Genomic DNA, 19,889 nt, shown 5'->3' with positions numbered 1-19,889 from the left:
ACTTATGATTTTACCCCATAAATCTTTTTTACTATTAGCATTCGTAATTCCTCTTTTCAGTTTTTCTCAAAATGAATTCTTGGATTATGGTATTGACCGTAAGAATGATACCACCTACGGCACAATTAGGAATGCGATTACTAAAAATGGCCTTCTCGTTGAAAAAAATCCAAAGTCTACTGAAAATAGACTGATGTTTCGCACTCATAAATTAAGACACTACAAAAAAATAAGATTTAACGATGACATGTATTGGTATGAAAAACCTTCCGTTACAGATGGTATTTACACCCAATCCACACCTCGAATAATTCCGGAAGACAGTATTGCCAAACGTTTTGGAGATTTTATCAACGTTCAAAAAAGACTACCTGATTTTGTGGTCACTAAGACCAATGATACCATTTATGGTAAATTCCGAGATCCTATATTTTGGAAATTCCACTTTTTAGATACCGATAATGTAAAAATCAAAATCGAAAAAGATCATATAAAAGCTTACCGATTTAATAATGACATTTACATCCATAAGGAAAAAAGAAAAGCTACTATTTTTGATAAGGATGGTGCATATCTAAAATTAGTCTTAGACGGAAGAATTACATTATATGAATACGAACATATCTATAAAACTATGGATCCAACGACCCACCTTCCAACGCAAAATAAAGTTGTTTATTTATACATAGAAAAAGGGGAGGCCGCCTTACTTCTCGATGGTTTTCTTAACAAAAAACAATTAGCTAAATTGTTCGAGGACAATCAACCGTTGGTATCAAAAATTTTAAATGAAGAATATATTATGGAAAACATGTATTTGATGGTGAAATATTATAATACCATGAATCGGGAATCATTATAAAAACAACCTACCTAAAAGAATCTTAACCTCTAAAAACACCCATCTCTATGAAAATTAAAAACCTATGCGCTCTATTTCTTTGTCTCACTTTATTCAACTGTGCAACTGACGATACTAATTCCGAAGTCGCTGAAAACATATTTAATGGTGATATCATTCTTAACTCTCAAGCGGATGTAGACGCCCTTAGTAAGTTCAAATACACAAAAATCACCGGTTATTTAAGAATTCAAACATTATCAAATCTAACCTATATTCACAATTTGTCTGCTTTAAGTGATTTAACTGAAATTGGAGGCGACTTAATTCTAGAAAACAATTCTGGTTTAAAAAGTATGGAAAGTTTTTCTAAGCTCAAGCATATCGGTGGAAGTTTAATACTCTTTGACAATGGCATTAAGAATCTAAATGGATTTCTAAATTTAAAAAGTATAGGGGCCAATCTCACTATTACTCATAATGGACTTCAAAATATGGATGGTCTTGAAAACTTGAACTCTATTGGAGGTCAATTTTATATCAACCAAAATCAAATCGGTAGTTTAGAGATGTTCAGAAATGTTACTACTACACTTAAAGATTATATTTGGTTGGAAATGGATCAGCTTGAAAGTTTAGCTGGACTACCTAAAATTGGATCAACTACAGCTTCGATAAGAATTGCACAAACAAAAATTGAAAATTTAGAAGCTTTTTCCAATTTACAGCACATTGAAGGTTCATTGGAATTAATCAATAATGATCATCTTACAAGCTTGGATGGTTTTGACAACATAAAATCGATACAAGAAAAATTAAGTATCCGGGGCAACGATGTCTTGAAGGATTTAGATCAAATACATAATCTCAATATTTTGAAAGGGGATCTTGATATTTTTGGAAACATCGGCTTAGGTAATATCGATGGATTATCTAAATTAATGAGCATAGGTGGATACGCTGATATTAGTTATAATGATATTTTAACCAATTTAGATGGATTAGTAAATGTAAAGACTACTGGAGGGCGATTGAAAGTTGAGAGCAACGCAATTCTTAGCGATTTTTGCGGATTAAACACTTTAATTGCCAATGGAGGAACTTTGTTAGATATAAAATTAAATTCTTACAACCCAACTAAACAAAATTTCAATGACGGTGATTGTAGTAAATAGCACTAAAGTTTTTTATAAGAGCTCGGATTTATGACATCTGGTTTGGACTATTTTCAGTAAGTTAGTTGCTTGAAATCGTAGTTAAGACCATAGGAAACAGCTTCGAAACCCTATAAATACGTGATAATCAACATTTAAATTTCTTAGCGTTAATAAATTAAATAAAGACAGCTTAAATTCACTCAACTAAATAAAAACATGAAAAAAATCGCTTTTATCATCCTTGCCTTAGTTTGGGTGTCGTCTTTGATCATTTTAATAATTGCTCTGACAGATATATATCCGAATACTATTTTTTCGGAATATCGAAGTAGTGTTGGAATTGCATTTATCACACTAACTGGATTGTTAAAACTAATGTATAACGCTGTTAACAAAAAGAGTAACACTCGTATTTCAAGCCACCAAAATTAAATTCATGAACAGAGATCAAATCATCGGCATTGGCATTTTCAGTATTGGAATGGCAACTTATTTTATCAGCGAAAATCAAATCATTGGAACTATTTCAGGCGTCGTATGCGCTATTGGCTTGGCATATATTTTAAAGATAATGCCGTTTACTAAAGGAAATATTACTAAATAATTAAAAATTGAAAGACCACGGACGAAAATTCAATCTTTATAAAAATCAGAAATCGGATGTTAATTAACCTTGAACTTATAGAAGTTACAACATGTCAACCCCTTAAGTTTTCTTACTCCTCAGGTAAGACTATCAATCGGTAAAGAATTAAAAAAGACGACTATCAACAACTAAGGTGTGATCTTCCATAGTTATTGCTTGTAAAGCGTGATAAACAAAAAAGGCTGCCCTTTCAGACAACCTTTTCTTATCACTAAATATTTAGGATTATTTTAAACTCTCCAACAGTTTTTCAGCAACCAACTCAGAAGAGGCTGGGTTTTGACCTGTAATTAAGTTCCCGTCTTGGAGGACATTCGGTGCCCAATCTTCTTTTTTGGAATATATACCGCCATTCTTTTTCAACATATCTTCCACCAAAAAAGGAACGACATCTGTCAATTGTACTGCAGCTTCTTCAGTATTTGTAAATCCTGTGACTTTTTTGCCTTTTACCAACGGATTGCCTTGAGCATCTTTCACATCTTTTAATGCAGCAGGAGCGTGGCATACAAAAGCAATCGGTTTGTCTTGACTGTTGAACTTCTCGATTAAAGCGATAGAGCTGCTATCATTTGCTAAATCCCACAACGGCCCGTGTCCACCTGGATAAAATACAGCGTCAAAATCGTCGGGATTCATATCTGATAAAACTTTAGTATTCGCGATTTTTGCTTTGGCTTCTGCATCATCATGGAAACGTTTGGTAGCATCGGTAGCGGCATCTGGGGTGTCACTGCTTGGGTCTATTGGTGCAGCGCCTCCTTTTGGCGTGGCAATTGTAATCTGCGCACCTTTGTTCAATAATGCGTAATATGGGCTTGCAAATTCTTCAACCCAAAACCCGGTCTTTTTTCCTGTATCTCCTAATTGATCGTGAGATGTCAATACAAATAATATGTTCATTTCTTTTTCTATTTTAATGTCTGTTTTTTCTTCTGAAACGGTTTCAGAGGAATTTTGATGTGTCACATCTTTACAACTTGATGCCATGATAATAAGCGTAATTGCTGTTGCTTTTAATGGTTTCATTTTAATATCAATACGCCATTTTAACAATTTCTTCAACCATATCCGGTGATAGCGATTTATGCTCGCCCAGGCCTAACCATTGGCGCTCTGTAAATCGTTTGGAGATGGTTTCAGCCGTGCCTTCATAATCTTTGGTATAATCCGATAACTTGGTATCGATACCCAATTGGTGAAAGAAGGCTTCTGTTTTCTCTATGGCCGCATGGGCTTTAGCATCGGTGTTGCCTTCTGTGATATTCCAAACGCGTTCGGCATATTGCGCGAGTTTCTCTTTTTTCGCTTCAAAGTTGAATTTGTAGTGGCTTGGAGCAATCACGGCCAAAGTACGGGCATGATCAATGCCAAACAACGCCGTCAATTCGTGCCCGATGGCATGCACAGCCCAGTCGCCAGGAACTCCTTTTTGAATGAGTCCGTTAAGGGCCATCGTACAGCTCCACATAAAATCAGAAGCGGCCTTGTAATTTGTCGGGTCTTTCAACACCTTTGGTGCCACTTCAATTAAGGTCTGCAGAATGCTTTCAGCAAAACGGTCCTGTAACCTTGCGTTTATAGGGTAGGTCATATATTGCTCCAAAACGTGGGTAAAGGCGTCGGTTAAACCGTTAGCCAATTGACGTTGCGGAATGGAAGTAATCACCTGAGGGTCCAAGATGGAGAACTCCGGAAATAAACCAGGTCCGCCCATGGTTAATTTCTCTTTGGTTTCCTTTCTGGTAATCACCGCGCCTGAGTTCATTTCAGAACCTGTCGCCGGTAAGGTCAACACCGTTCCAAATGGCATGCCCTTATCCGTCTTTATGTTCTTAACTAAAATATCCCAAGGATTATTACCTTCAAAGAGTGCGGCAGCCGATAGAAACTTGGTGCCATCAATCACAGATCCACCACCAACAGCCAGTAAATACGAAATGTTCTCGTCCTTAATAACTTTTAAAGCCTCCATTAAAACAGCGTATTCTGGATTGGCAGGGATACCAGCAAATTCGATGACATCGTGATTTGCCAACGCAGTTTTCACTTGATCGTAAATTCCGTTTTTCTTAATGCTTCCACCACCATAAAGCATGAGGATTTTAGCGTCTTTAGGAATTTCATTTGATAATTTGCTAATGCTATCCTTTCCAAAGATGATTTTGGTCGGATTCTTAAATTCAAAATTGTTCATATATTTTTCCAGTCTTTTTTAAGATTTAAATTTTAACGATCATTTTCCCTGTGTTCTTTCCTTCGAACAGATCCATAAAAGCCTTTGGGATATTTTCAAAACCTTCTACCACAGTTTCGGTATAGGTAAGTTTTCCTGCTGCCAACCATTCTGCCAACTGCTGCATGGCTTCTGGGAATTTTTTCTCATAATCTGAAACAATAAAGCCTTGCATCAAAGAACTGTTTTTAACCAGAAAAGGTTGTACACTGACACTCTGTGGAAGCTCTGTTTCGTTATAAACCGAGATGGCTCCACAATTAATGGTACGTGAGAATTTATTGATATTGAATAGTACCGCATCTGAAATGGGACCACCCACATTATCAAAATAGATGTCGATGCCGTTTGGTGCTGCTTTGGCAATATCTGCTCTAATATCGGTACTGGTGTTGTAATTAATTCCTGCATCAAAACCGAATTTGCTTTTTAAAAGTGCCACCTTTTCATCGGTACCTGCAATGCCAATAACATTAAGGCCAAGATTCTTAGCTATTTGTCCTACAACACTGCCAACTGCGCCCGCAGCTCCAGAAACAATTAGCGTTTCGCCTGCCACAGGTTTACCAATTTGGGTCAGTCCTAAATAGGCCGTTAAGCCAGTCATGCCTAAAATACCTAAATAGGCACTAAGTGGTGCTTTGTCGCCATCCACTTTCATGAGCTCCTTTCCTGAGGATATTTGCTGTGTTTTCCAATCTAACATCCCCATAACAAATTCGCCTTCTTTAAAGTTGTCGTTTTTGGAAGCCGTTACTTTAGCAACCACCCCAGAATGTATGGGTTTGTTAAGCTCAAAAGAAGGGATGTACGATTTGGCATCGCTCATCCGACTCCTTAAATACGGATCAACAGAAACGTAAACGGTGTCTAAAAGTAGTTCGCCCTCTTTTGGCGTTAGATTGATGTCTTCCTTTACAAATTCAAAATCTGAAGGGGTAGGTGTTCCCTTTGGTCTGTTTTTTAATAAAATGGTCTGTATCATTTTTGTATATTTTATGGTGTTATTTTTATTATAATTAGTTGTTTTTATTGCGATGTTTACTTTAATCAATCGTAGTTAATTAGTTCTTTTAAAGCAAACTACAATTTATTATTAAGAGTTATTTCTTTCAACTTTAGTCGTCTTAAATCTTGGTTCTTGACTCTCAATTCTAAAAGCGCAGCGGAGATTGCTGAGCTTGTCGAAGCATTCTAATTCTTAATACTACTCCAAGCTGCTTCATAAGCTTCCTCTATTTGTTTTTGATCCAATTTAAACGTCCCGCGCTTTTGGGCGATCATTAAAAATGAGAGCGGATTGATGGCATAAGCATATAGCAAATAATCAGAGATTGGCTTAATCAGACCTTCTTGTTTCCCGCGTTCCCAAAGGTCGAGTAGGGGCTGTAAGTGTTTAATCCCTTCCTGTAAACTTGGCTCGTCGATGATGGGCGTATTGTCACATTGCGATAAAAACATGGCGCTTTCAGATTCGTTCAACTTGAAGTCGGCAATGCGTTTCCAAATATGTTCAAAACCTTGCTCCACGGACATGCTCTCGTCAAAATTGGCGAAGGCATAGGCGGTGTATTGTGCTTTCACATCGATATAGGTTTTGTTGACCAAATCCTGCTTGTTTTCAAAATACAGGTATATGGTGGCGGGGGATACATTGGCCATTTTCGCAATTTTACTCATAGGTGTCGCATGAAACCCATTGTTGTTGACCAATGCGATAGTCGCATTGATTAGGGCATTACGTTTGTCTATACTCTTTTGAAGTTTGGCCATCATATATTGATTTGAATACAAAGATACAAATAAAAGTGAACGTTCATTCTCTTTTAACAGAGGTTTGGGAATTATAATGTGATAATAGGTTGTAATGTCTTAGTTTGGAAGGTGTGTTCTCGGAAAGGAGGTGAAACTTCGGGGATTTTGCTGCTGTTATATTGTCTTTTAGACACAGATTACACAGATTATCACAAATTCCTTTTGAGCCTGAATCGGCTGAAAATGCGATGCTATCTATTTCACGAATTTAAAAAGTACTATTGAAACTTCAAGATAGCATCCTCGGCATTACGGATTGTGTCATATAGTTGCGCCGCTGTTCAATTTATTATACGCAGCAAAATGATTAATGAGTGCTGCCTTTAGTGAAATGATTAATAATGTGTTAATTGATTATTCACCGTCAATGCCATCCGTGTAATTAGTGTAATCCGTGTCTAAGAGTTCATGTATTTTGCGACAATTTCTAAAATCAAATACTCTCATTGGTTCTTTTATGGACAGGTTCTGAAAACCATTAAGATTATGGATTGTCACATAGATTTTTTTAGACACGAATTACACAGATTTTCATAAATTCCTTTTGAGCCTGAATCGGCTGAAAATGTGATGCTATCTATTTCACGAATTTAAAAAGTAATAATTGAAATCTCAAGATAGAGTCCTCGGCATTAAGGATTGTGTCACATAGATTATTTTTAGACACGGATTTCACAGATTATCACGAATTCCTTTTGAGCCTGAATCGGCTGAAAATGCGATACTATCTATTTCACGAATTTAAAAAGTACTAATTGAAACTTCCAGATAGCGTCCTCGGCATTACGGATTGTGTCACATAGATTTTTTCCAGACACGGATTTCACAGATTTTCACGAAGAGTTGCGTCATTGTAATGCATTCATTTCACGAATTAAGAAGTTGAATTAATAAGAACATTTCTAAAATAGAATTTAACTCTCACGAGTATGAAATTGAACGTCAATTCCATCCGTGTAATTAGTGTAACCCGCCTGAACGGACGGGCAGGTTCATGTCAAAGAGTTTATGTTTTTTGTGAAAATTTCTAAAATTAAAGCACTCTCATCTGCATTTAAATTGACCGATTCCGATAATTATTCGGTTCAGGTATTGTTACTAAATCCTTTTGAGCTTATGCGCATTTAGAAAGTAACGGATGTAAAATGATAACAAGAACATTTTAATTATATCTTAGCATAGTCATAGCTCCTTGTTTTTCATACATGTTTGCCGTTGACGAGGATTATCAGGTAATTTACACAAAGTCACACCCTAAGTATCGTAAAATAATAGAAGTATAATAACATAAAGTTTGTTATTTGTTTTCAAACATCTTAAATCAATGATTGCATCAGATACTTTAGTGACCTACATGTGGATTTTATTGGCCGTATATGCTGCCGTCATCTTATTTTTCGTGGTCCGAGGGGCGCGGAAAAATAAGAGCATCCAAGATTATGCCGTAGGAAATATTGGCTTTCCGTCGTGGGTAGTCGGTTTATCTTTAGCCGCTTCCATGACCAGTGCCGCAACGTTTATTATCAATCCTGGGTTTATTGCTCTTTATGGCATTTCTGGGGTTATTTCCTTTGCGTTGGTAATGCCCATCGCTGCATTTATTTCGCTGATTGTTTTTACCAAAGGGTTTGCCAGACAAGGCAAGGCAGTTAAAGCAACCACCATGGCACAATGGATTGGTAAACGTTACGAAAGTAAAAACTACGCCATCTTCTTTGCGTTTATTGCCCTTTTGCTGATGACCTTTATTGTATTGATCAATGTGGGACTCACGCAGGTGATTTCTAAATCGCTTAATGCCGATCCGTTTTATGTATTGATGGGCATCACCGCATTTGTGTTTGGCTATATGATGTTTGGCGGTGCAAATTCCATGGTGTATACCAATACCATTCAAGCCATCATCATGTGTATTGTGGCCTTGATCCTGATTGGTTCTGGGGCTGAATATTTCTCTGATGGTATTAGTGGTTTTTTAGCTAAACTCAACGCTATCGATCCCAATTTGACCAAACCCACCAATCCATCCAGCTTTCTGTTTCGGGATTATTTTGAGATCATCGTCACGCAAATCGTTATTGGTGTGGCCATTGTTTGTCAGCCGCATATCATCACCAAATCCTTATTATTAAAAGATTCAAGTAAAGTCAACACCTATCTATTCAGCGGGATTGCGTTTATGATCATCTTCTTTTTAGTGGTAATTGTCGGCTTGTATGCCCGCATTAGTTTCCCAGATCTTATGGTAAATGGCACAGCCTTAAAAATGGACGAGATCATTCCTACTTATGTGGTTACGAAGTTTTCAGTAGGCGTGGGATTAGTTATCATGGTCGGCTTGATTTCAGCAGGGCTGTCCACTTTGGAAAGCTTGATACAATCCTTATCCATTACCATCACTTCCGATATCATCAACCCATTATTCAAAGACAAATACACCGCAAAAACAATTTCTATCAATAAAGTGGTGATTGTCGGCCTGGCCATTGTGAGTTTTTTATTGAGTTGGAACCAAATTCAAAATCCAGATATCAGCGTGGCTATTTTTGCCCAAAACGGCGTGTATGCTTATTTTACGGCCGCCTTTGTGCCGGTACTTTTTGGAACATTTTTAAAGAATGTCTCCACACGCTCGGTTTTTATCGCCAGCATCACGGCCATCGTTGTGCATTTTGGTATATATTACGGTCGGTTTACACCGTATATGCAAGAGCCTGTGAACAATCCAGGGGTTTCGGCAGCTATCGGCATTGTCAGCTCACTCATCATCGGGTATCTATTTTATAAATTAGACGAAAAGAAACAACGTGGACACATTAGATTGGACAGCTAAATGGGCGGATTACACGCCAGATAAGATTGCAATTACTTCGTATGACGCCAATAAAAGTTATACCTACAGTGATTTGCATGCCTATGCCAATCGGTTGACCGATAAGTTTACAGAACTCCAGCTGGAAGAGGGCGATCGCATTGCGGTGTTGGCCGAACACAGTTTGGAGTATATTGTTCTTTTTGTAGCGTGCCAAAGGATGGGCATTATTTTGGTGCCATTAAACTATCGCTTGTCCATAAAGGAAATCGCCAAACTCATTTTAGATTGCACCCCGCGTCTGCTGGTTTACAATGCCAATCATAAGGAGAAAGTAGCGCAACTAGCACATCACAATCTCAAAACCATCGCCTTTGATGCTTTAGAACAGTATTATCAAACGGTCGATAGGCTATTAGAAAAAACTTTTCAGATCAAGGCGGACAATCCGCTGTTTATCTTTTACACCTCCGGAACTACAGGAGCACCAAAAGGGGTCATCTACACCAATAAAATGCTGTTTTGGAACAGTTTGAACACGTCCATGCAGCTCGGGATCACGTTTAGGGATTCTACCATCAATATTTTGCCGCCTTACCATACGTCGGGTTGGAATATCTTTGTCACCCCGCTTTTGCATAAAGGTGCGCATATTGGGATGTTGGAGAAATTTGATGCCGAAAAGACCTTGTGCCTTTTGGAACTTAACAAAACCACCTTATTTATGGCGCTGCCCACCATGCTCTTGATGATGCAGGAAGCGCCGATTTTCAAAGAGGTCAATCTTAAAAGATTGCGTTATATTATTTCTGGGGGCGAAAAAGTACCTTCAGAACTCGTGGCTTATTGGAAAAAAGAAAAAAACATCTATATCCGACCGGGTTATGGCTCCACCGAAGCTGGGCCAAGCATCACGTCTTTGCACCATAAAATGGCGCAATTAAAACCCAACTCCATTGGAAAACCCAACTTTTATTTAGATATCAAAATCGTAGATAAAAAGGGCGTTAAAGTCAAACCCAATGAAGTAGGGGAGTTGTGCATTAAAGGCGATATTGTCACTCCTGGATATTGGAACAATTCGGTGAAAACCAGTAACAAGATTAAGAAAGGTTGGTTGTTTACCGGAGATTTCGCCTATGCCGATACCGAAGGATTTTTGTATATGAAAGGGCGTAAGAACGACATGTACATTTCGGGCGGTGAAAATATTTATCCCCAGGAAGTTGAGGCACAACTGGAAGACTTCAAGGACATTACCAAAGCTGTCGTACTGAGTGTGAAGGACGACAAATGGGGGCAATGTGGCATAGCCTTTGTAACAACAGCCAATGAAAATCTTTCGGTCGTGGAGATTAGAGCCTATTTAAAAATGAATCTTGTGGCTTTTAAACATCCAAAGTATATTTTTATTTTAGACGATATTCCCACTACTAGCTTAGGAAAAGTATGCCGAAAACAACTTTACACCTATTTTAACACCATCAATTCTGAACCATGAAAAACCTTAGCTTTCTATTTATTTTTACGTTAATCAATGCCTCCGTTTTTTCACAAACCACCCAAAAACCTATGAAAGAACTACTTTCAGAATATGAATTCAAAACCCATTCGACAACTTTAGATGGTTTGGAAATCAGTTATATTAAAGAAGGGGCAGGCGAAAAAACCTTGTTATTTGTCCACGGATTAAGCAGCAATGCCGATGCTTGGTCTAAGAATATCGCCGATCTAAAAGCTGATTATACCTGTGTTGCGGTGGATTTGCCAGGCTATGGGAAATCGTCATTACCTGATGCTGCCTATACGCCATCGTATTTTGCGGAGGTTTTATCCAAATTCATCGGAAAATTAGACTTGAAAAACGTCATTCTCATCGGCCATTCTATGGGTGGACAAGCAAGTGTCAAACTGGCCACAGAACATCCGGAACTAATTGAGAAGCTTATTTTGGTTGCCCCAGCAGGCTTGGAGCAGTTTTCTGAAGCCAACGCCGCTATGATGAAAGGCTTTTTAACCCCAGCCTCGGTCAAAAACACCACGGACGCTCAAATTGAAAACAATTATGCGCTTAATTTTTATGTACAGCCAGAGGAAGTGTCAAAAATGATTACCGACAGAAAGAACATTACGAAAGCTTCCGATTTTGAAGCGCATTGCAACGCGATCGTAAAGAGTGTTTCGGGAATGTTGGATGATCGGGTTTGTGACGATTTAAAGGCCATCCAACAACCTACCTTGGTGATTTTTGGAGATAAGGATATGCTGATTCCCAATCGGTATTTTAACCCTACGCTGACTACCGAAGCTGTTGGCAAGATCGCTTTGGAAAACATACCACATGCGACTCTGGAATTCATCCCTGATGCCGGACATTTTGTTCAGTTTGAGAAACCAAAGGAAGTGAACGCGCTTATCCAGCAATTTGTAGATAAGAAGTAATTTACCATCAAACTTATAGTATCTTGGTCAGTACATGTTTAGTCATTTCTATTCGTAAAATCCCAATAAGTTATTTAAGCCTATATCTTCAGATAACTGAGAATCCGTGGGAATCCGCGTAAACCGCCTGAACGAACGGGCAAATCCGTGTCTAAAACTCTTCATATTCGATAGCCAAATCCTCTAAATTTGAGTCCATGAAAACCAAGCTTAAAAAATTCACAGAGTTTAGTAAAACCATTCTCCCGAATGAAGCTAAATATCTTGAAACCCAATATCAGTTTGTGGAAGAAGATAAGCTTCAAATTATCCAGTTGGTCATCACCAACGCCTTGTCCCAAAACAAACGCAAGGATTTTGATGCGTCATTTGACAAACGTAAATATTCCTATATCAAAGATTGGATTGAAAAGAAATTGCAAAGTATTGATGTGGATGCCTCCATAGCCTGGATCATGTCCATCAACCAAAAGATCCTGACGGATGCGATTGCCTCCGATGAAGAGAAGGAGTTTCTGAATTATATCGCATCTTACAAAACCATCGATTTCTCATTCCAAAATCTGTATGATCTCGCCAAAGAATACAAATCCTACCTCTTGGTAAGAATGCGCTATAAAGACCATCAAATTGTATCCGATTTCATAAAAACCTACAAAGCACCCTACCTCAAAGCGCAGGACATCAAAGAAAAACTCTATGATGCCACTACCGAAATAACGGACCAATACACGCTCAACAATAAAGAGACCAAGCATCTTGAAAAGTGGCTGCTTAAGGTTTTTAAGGACGCTACCATCAGCGGAAAAAACAGATATCAAGCTTTTGTATTGCTGGCTTTTATGTACACCAATTACAATGAAAACGATAAGCTGAAGGTGCTTTTTGATCAGATTGACGTGTATTTTAGTCAAGGTCAGATGTATTCCAGACGATTGTTGTCCAATTATTACGCCAGTAGGGTATTGTTACATTCCAAGCAGGATGAATTTGACGAAGCAGAGTTTTATGGCTACCTCTCCATCCGACAAAACAACAATGACACCTTGATGTATCTCAATAATTTGGTGGCTATTTTATTGCGAAACAACAAACCTGAAAAAGCCTATTCCTTGATGGAAAAACATAAGGATCTGTATAAGGAAACGCATAATTACCATCAGAAAATCGGTTATTGCTCTTATCAAATTAGAGTCTTGTCAGAACTTCATAAAAACAGTCTTGCCGAGGCCACTGCCAAAACCTTTTTAAGGAAACACAAAAACGAAGTCCTAAAACACCGATGGCACCATTTCTTTACGTCCTATATCAGCACTTTGATCACCCAGGAAAATTATGAAGACGTGTTGAAGCTCGCCACCAAGTTTGACCTGATAGAAAAGGAGAAGGAACGCCAGAAACAAAACAACTACGTGCCCAATATCTCCTGGAGTATTTCCTTGTCCAGATATATGGAAGGTCAAATAAATTCGACCCGATTATTGGAGGAGATCAAAGCCCCTTTATCCGCCATTAAACCTACCACCAATCAAAGGCAATTAATGGTCAAAGTCATTGACAAGCTTTCCAATAACTTACCTGAAGCTTTTTTAAAATTGAAGTCACACATCTAAATTTTGACCATTAAACCCTTGTTTTCAATAGGTTGCTATTTGCTTATGACTGATAACTGTTAGATAGTCACACTTGAATGCTTCTATTTTTAAGAGTGCTGTTGGCGTAATTCATAATAGATTGCTCTACAAATTAAACTCAATCAACACTCTTGCATTATGAAAAAACTATTCCTATTACTCACTTTTATTGGTTCTTTTGTGGTCAACGCCCAAGAAACAGGAACCATAAGCGGATTAATTACAGATGCGACCGGCATGCCTTTATCTGGTGCAACTGTTTCTATTAAAACTTTAAATAAGGGCGCCATGACCGACTTTGATGGACGATATGCCATTGATAATGTCAATGTTGGCACTTATGATGTAGTCATCTCTTATATTGGCTATGAGACTTTGAACAAGAATGTATCCGTTGTTTCAGGACAGACCACTACATTGGACGCGTCGTTGAAAGGTTCGGATACGGTTTTGGACGAAGTCATCTTAACGGCGAACAAGAAACCACAAAAAATCACTGATGTCCCAGCCACGGTAAACGTAATTACTGCGAGAGAAATCGCAGAATTCCCAAGTTTTAACATTGGAGAATTGGCAGCAAGACAAAAAGGTGTTGACTTTGTAAGAGCCGGTGTTTTAGGTACGGGAATCAATATCAGAGGGTTTAACTCCTCTTTCAACTCCAAAAACCTTCAGGTCACTGATGATCGTTTATCTTCATTGATCGCAACTGGACTACCTTTTGGTTCTTTTACTACTATTTCTAAAGATGATATTGAACGTGTTGAAATCCTTTTAGGACCAAACGGAACGCTTTACGGACCGAATGCCCATAACGGATTGGTAAGCACGATCACCAAAAACCCAAGAACTTCTGAAGGAACAACCTTCGCTATTGGGGCGGGTAACCAGAGTGTATTTACCGGTAGAGTGAGACATGCGCAGATTATTGACGATAAGTTTGCTTATAAAGTCCATTTTGAAAGAGCGCAAGGTACTGAGTTTGATTATACAGACAGTGTTTATGTTGGAACGAAAGGCTATAAGGAATTGGATTTAGATCGTGATTTCACCTCTCAAAAATATGGTGCTTCTTTAAACTACAAGCCAACTGCAGGCTCAGAGCTTACAGGTTATTACGGACATAGCAACAGTAGCAATATTGGCGTGACCAGTGCCGGGCGTAATCAAATAAAAGATTGGCGAATTGACGAGGCTCAAATAAAATTTGTGTCTAAGAACTTTTTTGCCAATACGTATTACACGTGGAGTAAAACAGACGACACTTACGCGATGAACCAACGCACACAAAACTACGTCTCGTTTATAGACAATGGTTTTTCTGATGCTGAAGCTCGTGAGCGTTCTTATAAAGAACAATGGTTTCAATTAGGACCAGGACAAGGCAATGGGATTCCGTTGGAGCGTGGTGCTTTATTTGTGGACGATTCTAAACGTTTTAATGCAGAAGCCCAGTATAACAACAATTGGGATGAATTCTATTTGACCGCAGGTGCACAATACCAAAAAGACATGGCAGATTCCCATGGCACGTATCTATTGGATGATGGTGGTATCGATTTGGCGCAAACTGGCGTGTACACACAATTGGAATATAAGATGGAAGATTCCGGATGGGGCTTCTTATTTGGAGCACGTTTGGACAATCACGATTTATACGGCTCTAACTTCATTCCAAAAGTAGCCATCACTAAAAAAGTGAATAACGGAACGTTCAGGATTACTTATGGAAAAGGAATGGCAGTACCTTCTATTTTGAATCTTAAAGGAAAATTATTTGGCGGTTTGGTATTGGGGAATGGCGAAGGATTTACTTTGGCCAACGGCACCAAGATTCCAAAGTTGGACGTAGAAACCATCAATTCTTACGAGATTGGCTACAAAGGAAAACTGTCTGACAAATTATTTATTGACACCAATGCGTATTACAACGTCTCTGATAACTTTATCAGTCCGTTGGTTAACGTTGCCGCTACCAGTCCGGTTACCCACATGGGAGACACGCCAATAGGTGATGTGGTTCCAGGGTCTAACGGCGCTGTTGTGTTGACCTACTTGAATTTTGGTCACGTGGATACTTACGGATTTGATGTTGGTTTCAACTATTATTTTGACAGTAGCTTTAGAGGGGTTTTCAACTACTCTTATTTTGGCCGCACGCTTGATTTAGATGATATGGCCAATGACGGGAATATGGATGGTGTCGTGTTGGAAACTGAATTGCCTATCAATACGCCAAACCATAAATTCAGTTTAGGACTTCACTACAATAAAGGGAAGTTTTATGGTGCTATCTACGGCCGATTTGTGGAGAAATATGATTTCTTTTCAGGGATCAACATTGCTGCTAAAACACAGGATTTAACTGGTGATGGCGTTAATGACATTATTGAAAATGCACGTAATGGAAGAACATGGAACTACGGCCAATTGGGCGGATTTACTATAGATGCCAATGCTGGGTACTTTTTAACCGACGATCTGTCTTTAGGGGTGAACATCACCAACTTATTTAATGCAGAGATTAGAGAGTTTGTGGCGTCGCCAGCAATCAGCACCCTAGTTTCTTTTGAACTAAAATACAACATCAATTTCTTTAAAAAATAAAGAGTTCGAACCAATTAAGTTTCTATACCATGTCAAAAATACATGCTAATGATATTGAACTTGATTATGAAGACTATGGCGCCGGAAAGGTACTGTTATTGCTTCATGGTTTGGGATCAACAAAAAAAGATTGGGACGCACAAGTCCCTTTCTTTTCTAAAACACATCGCGTGATTGCTTTGGATTTAAGAGGTCACGGCGATTCTACAAAGCCTAAAGACGCTTATGGCGTTGGGCTGATGACCGAAGACGTCAAGGCATTCTTAGACCAATTACAGATCATGAAAGCCACTTTTGTGGGCTTTTCAATGGGCGGCGCAGTGGCCTTTCAAATGGCAGCCAGTTATCCTGAGTATGTCGAGAATTTAGTCATTGTCAACAGCGGCCCCGATTTTAATGATATGGGCAGCATTGGCGAAGAACTTTTAAGAAGTCGGACCGAGTTTTTGGAAACCAAAGGCTTGGCACCATTGGCCAAGGAAATCTCCTTTAATATGTTTCCGGAAGCACATCAATTAGACTTGAGGGAGGCTTTTGAAACACGTTGCAGGAACAACGATTATAATGCCTATTACAAGTCGTTTGTAACCTTGATGGCATGGGGATTGGGAGATCAGTTAAAAGCCATTCCAACGCGTACCCTTGTTGTGGGATCTGATATGGATTATACCCAAGTTTCTTTTAAGCAAGAATATGTGTCACGTATGCAAAATGCAAGCTTGGTTATCATAAAGAACTCAAGACATGGCGTCGTGATTGATCAACCGGAGGCTTTTAATCTAGCCCTTGAAAAATTTTTAAACGATGAATAAAACCGTACTCATTACAGGAAGCACCAGCGGGATTGGCTTGGCCATTGCCACCCGATTTGCTAAGGAAGGTTATAATATTATGTTCCACGGGCTGGAAGCCAACGGCGATGCCATTGCAAAAGACTTGGGGGCGACCCACAACGTAAAGGTGGGATTTTCTAAAGGGAATCTGTTGCACTCAGATGCCGTGGAAGGTTTGATTGCAGAAACGATAAAGACCTTTGGCGAATTGCACGTGTTGGTCAACAATGCGGGGATTCAATTTGTGTCGCCCATTGAAGATTTTCCCAACGAGACGTATGAAAACATCATTGCCATCAATATGAATGCGGTGTTCTACGCCTCAAAAGCGGCTTGGAAGCAGATGAAACAACAGCAATTTGGGCGCATCATCAACATTTCTTCCGTGCATGGCTTGAGGGCTTCGGAATTTAAATCGGCTTATGTAACGGCGAAGCATGGGGTGATTGGGATGACTAAAGTTTTGGCCTTAGAAGGCGCGCCGTTCAATATTACCTGTAACGCCATTTGCCCGGGCTATGTCAAAACTCCTTTAGTGGAAGGTCAGATCAAGGACCAGGCGAAAGCGCATAAGATGACCGAAGCAGAGGTGGTGGAGAAGGTGATGCTGGTCAAACAGGCGGTCAAGGAATTTGTTCCGGTGGAGGCTATTGCGGATATGGCGGTTTTATTGGCGAAGGATTCATCAACAACCATTACAGGGACGTCGTTTGCGTTGGATGGGGGATGGAGTGCGCAGTAGGGTTTTTGGATACGGATGTGAAGATTGTTTTTGGACACAGATTTCACGGATTTTCACGGATGCAGTGTAAATTAAAATCGTAACATAAATGTAAGATTAGCCATTTCACTAATTTACTAACAGATTATATGACATTATAATAAGCTCATGGAGTGGCTGGTGTATAGGCCACTTTAAATTTTAAGTTTTGTTTTTTTTGATTAGCTACCTCTCAGAATCGATAACTATCGGGGCTGGGAGGTTTCTTAATTTATGATGGACGGGTTTTAATCTACATCCCTTCATTTCGGCAAGCTCAATGGTTAAAGCAAGGAGCTCTTGAATGGAGATGCGCGTGGCAACAACTTGTTTATAATTTACGACCCTTCCGTCTTTAAGCTCTATTCTGAGCTTAAATCCACCTTCCCTTAAAAAAAGGGAAGGAGCCTTTTGATTTGGATGCCATATCAAATGTTATTACAAGACCTAAATTCTCCTCCTTTTTAAGGAGGAGTGGCTTCTGCTTCCGCAGAGAAGCAGATGACGAGGTGGTTTGCCAGTTGATAAATAAAACCGTTTCAATATTTTGTTAGAGATGTTAAGGTTAAACTTGGGTAAGCGTTTGTTTGTAAAAATAGATAAACCGTTAATTGTACTTGACAGGTTCTTAAGGTGTAAGTTGGCACGAGGCGTTCTCGATGCAGACACAAGTTTATATTTAAAAACCCTTCCGCCTGCCTGTCCTGCAGGCAGGTATTTAAGCTCTTTTTTCATTTCGACACGCTCAATGTCCAAGGGGAGGAGCCTTTTGATTTGGATGCCATATCAAATGTTATTAAAAGACTTAAATTCTCCTCCTTTTTAAGGAGGAGTGGCTTCTGCTTCCGAAGAGAAGCAGAAGACGAGGTGGTTTGCCAGTTGATAAATAAACCGTTTCATTTTTTTGTTAGAGATGTTAAAGTTGAACTTGGGTAAGCGTTTGTTTGTAAAAATAGATAAACCGTTAATTGTACTTGACAGGTGATTAAGCTCTTTTCTGAGCTTAAATCCACCTTCCCTTCATTTTGACAAGCTCAATGTCCAAGGGGAGGAGCCTTTTGATTTGGATGCCATATCAAATGTTATTAAAAGACTTAAATTCTCCTCCTTTTTAAAGAGGAGTGGCTTCTGCTTCCGCAGAGAAGCAGAAGACGAGGTGGTTTGCCAGTTGATAAATAAACCGTTTCAAATTTTTGTTAGAGATGTTAAAGTTAAACTTGGGTAAGAGTCTGTTTGTAAAAATGGATAAACCGTTAATTGTAATTGACAGGTTATTAAGGTGTAAGTTGTCACTAGGCGTTCTCGATACAGACACAGGTTTATATTTAACAATCCTTCCGCCTGCCTGTCCGCAGGCAGGTGTTTAATCTCTTTTCTCATTTCGACAAGCTCAATGTTCAAGATAAGGAGCTCTTGAATGGAGACGTGCGTGGCAACAACTTGTTTATAATTTACGACCCTTCCGTCTTTAAGCTCTTTTCCGAGCTTAAATCCACCTTCCCTTAAAAAAAGGGAAGGAGCGTTTTTTGATTTGGATGCCATATCAAATGTTATTAAAAGACTTAAATTCTCCTCCTTTTTAAGGAGGAGTGGCTTCTGCTTCCGAAGAGAAGCAGAAGACGAGGTGGTTTGCCAGTTGATAAATAAAACGTTTCATTTTTTGTTAGAAATGTTAAAGTTAAACTTGGGTAAGAGTCTGTTTGTAAAAATAGATAAACCGTTAATTGAACTTGACAGGTTCTTAAGGTATAAGTTGGCATGAGGCGTTCTCGATACAGACACAGGTTTATATTTAACAATCCTTCCGCCTGCATGTCCGCAGGCAGGTCTTTAAGCTCTTTTCTCATTTCGACAAGCTCAATGGTTAAAGGAAGGAGCTCTGGAATGGAGACGTGCGTGGCAACAACTTGTTTATAATTTACAACCCTTCCGTCTTTAAGCTCTTTTCTCATTTCGACAAGCTCAATGTCCAAGGAAGGCGTTTTTTGATGTGGATGCTCATGGCAGCAACTTTTTACCATCAAAATAGTGCAACAATAGGCTGACCCGAAGTTAATCCGAGGTATACCCGAGGTTAACCCGAAGTTCACCCGAAGGAGAACCGAA

16 protein-coding genes are annotated in these 19,889 nt (G+C 39.0%); 10 read left to right on the top strand and 6 right to left on the bottom strand.

Annotation, left to right across the window (positions count from 1 at the left end):
- The first annotated feature begins 4 nt into the window (after positions 1-4).
- From ESZ48_RS05020 to ESZ48_RS19230, 3 genes are all read left to right on the top strand, one after another.
- On the top strand, positions 5-862 hold the full coding sequence (locus ESZ48_RS05020) for a hypothetical protein (protein ID WP_129016234.1): 858 nt from the start codon (positions 5-7) through the stop codon (positions 860-862).
- Between the two features lie 47 nt (positions 863-909).
- Positions 910-2,016 (top strand): hypothetical protein, encoded by a 1,107-nt coding sequence (locus ESZ48_RS05015; protein ID WP_129016233.1) that lies wholly within the window; start codon positions 910-912, stop codon positions 2,014-2,016.
- Positions 2,017-2,434: 418 nt separating this feature from the next.
- A complete protein-coding gene (locus ESZ48_RS19230; protein WP_190246196.1) occupies positions 2,435-2,602 on the top strand; it encodes a hypothetical protein in 168 nt (55 codons plus the stop codon).
- 267 nt (positions 2,603-2,869) lie between these two features.
- Here the strand turns inward: ESZ48_RS19230 and ESZ48_RS05010 are convergent, their stop codons facing one another.
- The 4 genes from ESZ48_RS05010 to ESZ48_RS04995 all read right to left on the bottom strand — a co-directional run bounded on the left by ESZ48_RS05010 (position 2,870) and on the right by ESZ48_RS04995 (position 6,653).
- On the bottom strand, positions 2,870-3,673 hold the full coding sequence (locus ESZ48_RS05010) for a type 1 glutamine amidotransferase domain-containing protein (protein WP_190246195.1): 804 nt from the start codon (positions 3,671-3,673) through the stop codon (positions 2,870-2,872).
- Positions 3,674-3,680: 7 nt separating this feature from the next.
- Positions 3,681-4,841 (bottom strand): iron-containing alcohol dehydrogenase, encoded by a 1,161-nt coding sequence (locus ESZ48_RS05005; protein WP_129016232.1) that lies wholly within the window; start codon positions 4,839-4,841, stop codon positions 3,681-3,683.
- A gap of 25 nt (positions 4,842-4,866) precedes the next feature.
- Positions 4,867-5,865 (bottom strand): NADP-dependent oxidoreductase, encoded by a 999-nt coding sequence (locus tag ESZ48_RS05000; protein ID WP_129016231.1) that lies wholly within the window; start codon positions 5,863-5,865, stop codon positions 4,867-4,869.
- Between the two features lie 209 nt (positions 5,866-6,074).
- On the bottom strand, positions 6,075-6,653 hold the full coding sequence (locus ESZ48_RS04995) for a TetR/AcrR family transcriptional regulator (RefSeq protein WP_129016524.1): 579 nt from the start codon (positions 6,651-6,653) through the stop codon (positions 6,075-6,077).
- Positions 6,654-8,019: 1,366 nt separating this feature from the next.
- Between ESZ48_RS04995 and ESZ48_RS04990 the strand changes: the two genes are divergently transcribed.
- From ESZ48_RS04990 to ESZ48_RS04960, 7 genes are all read left to right on the top strand, one after another.
- A complete protein-coding gene (locus tag ESZ48_RS04990) occupies positions 8,020-9,528 on the top strand; it encodes a sodium/pantothenate symporter (RefSeq protein ID WP_129016230.1) in 1,509 nt (502 codons plus the stop codon).
- Positions 9,503-11,008 (top strand): class I adenylate-forming enzyme family protein, encoded by a 1,506-nt coding sequence (locus ESZ48_RS04985; RefSeq protein ID WP_129016229.1) that lies wholly within the window; start codon positions 9,503-9,505, stop codon positions 11,006-11,008. The genes ESZ48_RS04990 and ESZ48_RS04985 overlap by 26 nt, the downstream gene beginning before the upstream one ends.
- 71 nt (positions 11,009-11,079) lie before the next feature.
- Positions 11,080-11,949, top strand: a complete 870-nt coding sequence (locus ESZ48_RS04980; protein ID WP_190246194.1) for an alpha/beta fold hydrolase — start codon at positions 11,080-11,082, stop codon at positions 11,947-11,949.
- Between the two features lie 197 nt (positions 11,950-12,146).
- Complete coding sequence (locus ESZ48_RS04975) at positions 12,147-13,562, top strand: hypothetical protein (protein WP_129016227.1); 1,416 nt, start codon at positions 12,147-12,149, stop codon at positions 13,560-13,562.
- Positions 13,563-13,721: 159 nt separating this feature from the next.
- Complete coding sequence (locus tag ESZ48_RS04970; RefSeq protein WP_129016226.1) at positions 13,722-16,190, top strand: TonB-dependent receptor; 2,469 nt, start codon at positions 13,722-13,724, stop codon at positions 16,188-16,190.
- Positions 16,191-16,219: 29 nt separating this feature from the next.
- Entirely contained in the window at positions 16,220-17,002 is a 783-nt protein-coding gene (locus ESZ48_RS04965; protein ID WP_129016225.1) for an alpha/beta fold hydrolase, read from the top strand.
- Entirely contained in the window at positions 16,995-17,765 is a 771-nt protein-coding gene (locus ESZ48_RS04960; RefSeq protein ID WP_129016224.1) for a 3-hydroxybutyrate dehydrogenase, read from the top strand. Before ESZ48_RS04965 ends, ESZ48_RS04960 begins: the two co-directional genes overlap by 8 nt.
- A gap of 1,203 nt (positions 17,766-18,968) precedes the next feature.
- Here the strand turns inward: ESZ48_RS04960 and ESZ48_RS04955 are convergent.
- A complete protein-coding gene (locus tag ESZ48_RS04955; RefSeq protein WP_129016223.1) occupies positions 18,969-19,325 on the bottom strand; it encodes a hypothetical protein in 357 nt (118 codons plus the stop codon).
- Between the two features lie 20 nt (positions 19,326-19,345).
- On the bottom strand, positions 19,346-19,756 hold the full coding sequence (locus ESZ48_RS04950) for a hypothetical protein (protein ID WP_129016222.1): 411 nt from the start codon (positions 19,754-19,756) through the stop codon (positions 19,346-19,348).
- Positions 19,757-19,889 lie beyond the last annotated feature (133 nt).

This window comes from Gelidibacter gilvus (assembly GCF_004115975.1).
GTDB classification, from domain to species: domain Bacteria; phylum Bacteroidota; class Bacteroidia; order Flavobacteriales; family Flavobacteriaceae; genus Gelidibacter; species Gelidibacter gilvus.
The sequence above is the reverse complement of the archived record's forward strand: the minus strand, read 5'-3'. Positions and strand labels throughout refer to the sequence as shown.

Coding starts and splice junctions, on each gene's coding strand:
- ESZ48_RS05020 (WP_129016234.1), top strand. CDS start 5: ATGATTTTACCCCATAAATCTTTTTTACTATTAGCATTCGTAATTCCT.
- ESZ48_RS05015 (WP_129016233.1), top strand. CDS start 910: ATGAAAATTAAAAACCTATGCGCTCTATTTCTTTGTCTCACTTTATTC.
- ESZ48_RS19230 (WP_190246196.1), top strand. CDS start 2,435: ATGAACAGAGATCAAATCATCGGCATTGGCATTTTCAGTATTGGAATG.
- ESZ48_RS05010 (WP_190246195.1), bottom strand. CDS start 3,673: ATGAAACCATTAAAAGCAACAGCAATTACGCTTATTATCATGGCATCA.
- ESZ48_RS05005 (WP_129016232.1), bottom strand. CDS start 4,841: ATGAACAATTTTGAATTTAAGAATCCGACCAAAATCATCTTTGGAAAG.
- ESZ48_RS05000 (WP_129016231.1), bottom strand. CDS start 5,865: ATGATACAGACCATTTTATTAAAAAACAGACCAAAGGGAACACCTACC.
- ESZ48_RS04995 (WP_129016524.1), bottom strand. CDS start 6,653: ATGGCCAAACTTCAAAAGAGTATAGACAAACGTAATGCCCTAATCAAT.
- ESZ48_RS04990 (WP_129016230.1), top strand. CDS start 8,020: ATGATTGCATCAGATACTTTAGTGACCTACATGTGGATTTTATTGGCC.
- ESZ48_RS04980 (WP_190246194.1), top strand. CDS start 11,080: ATGAAAGAACTACTTTCAGAATATGAATTCAAAACCCATTCGACAACT.
- ESZ48_RS04975 (WP_129016227.1), top strand. CDS start 12,147: ATGAAAACCAAGCTTAAAAAATTCACAGAGTTTAGTAAAACCATTCTC.
- ESZ48_RS04970 (WP_129016226.1), top strand. CDS start 13,722: ATGAAAAAACTATTCCTATTACTCACTTTTATTGGTTCTTTTGTGGTC.
- ESZ48_RS04965 (WP_129016225.1), top strand. CDS start 16,220: ATGTCAAAAATACATGCTAATGATATTGAACTTGATTATGAAGACTAT.
- ESZ48_RS04960 (WP_129016224.1), top strand. CDS start 16,995: ATGAATAAAACCGTACTCATTACAGGAAGCACCAGCGGGATTGGCTTG.
- ESZ48_RS04955 (WP_129016223.1), bottom strand. CDS start 19,325: ATGGCATCCAAATCAAAAAACGCTCCTTCCCTTTTTTTAAGGGAAGGT.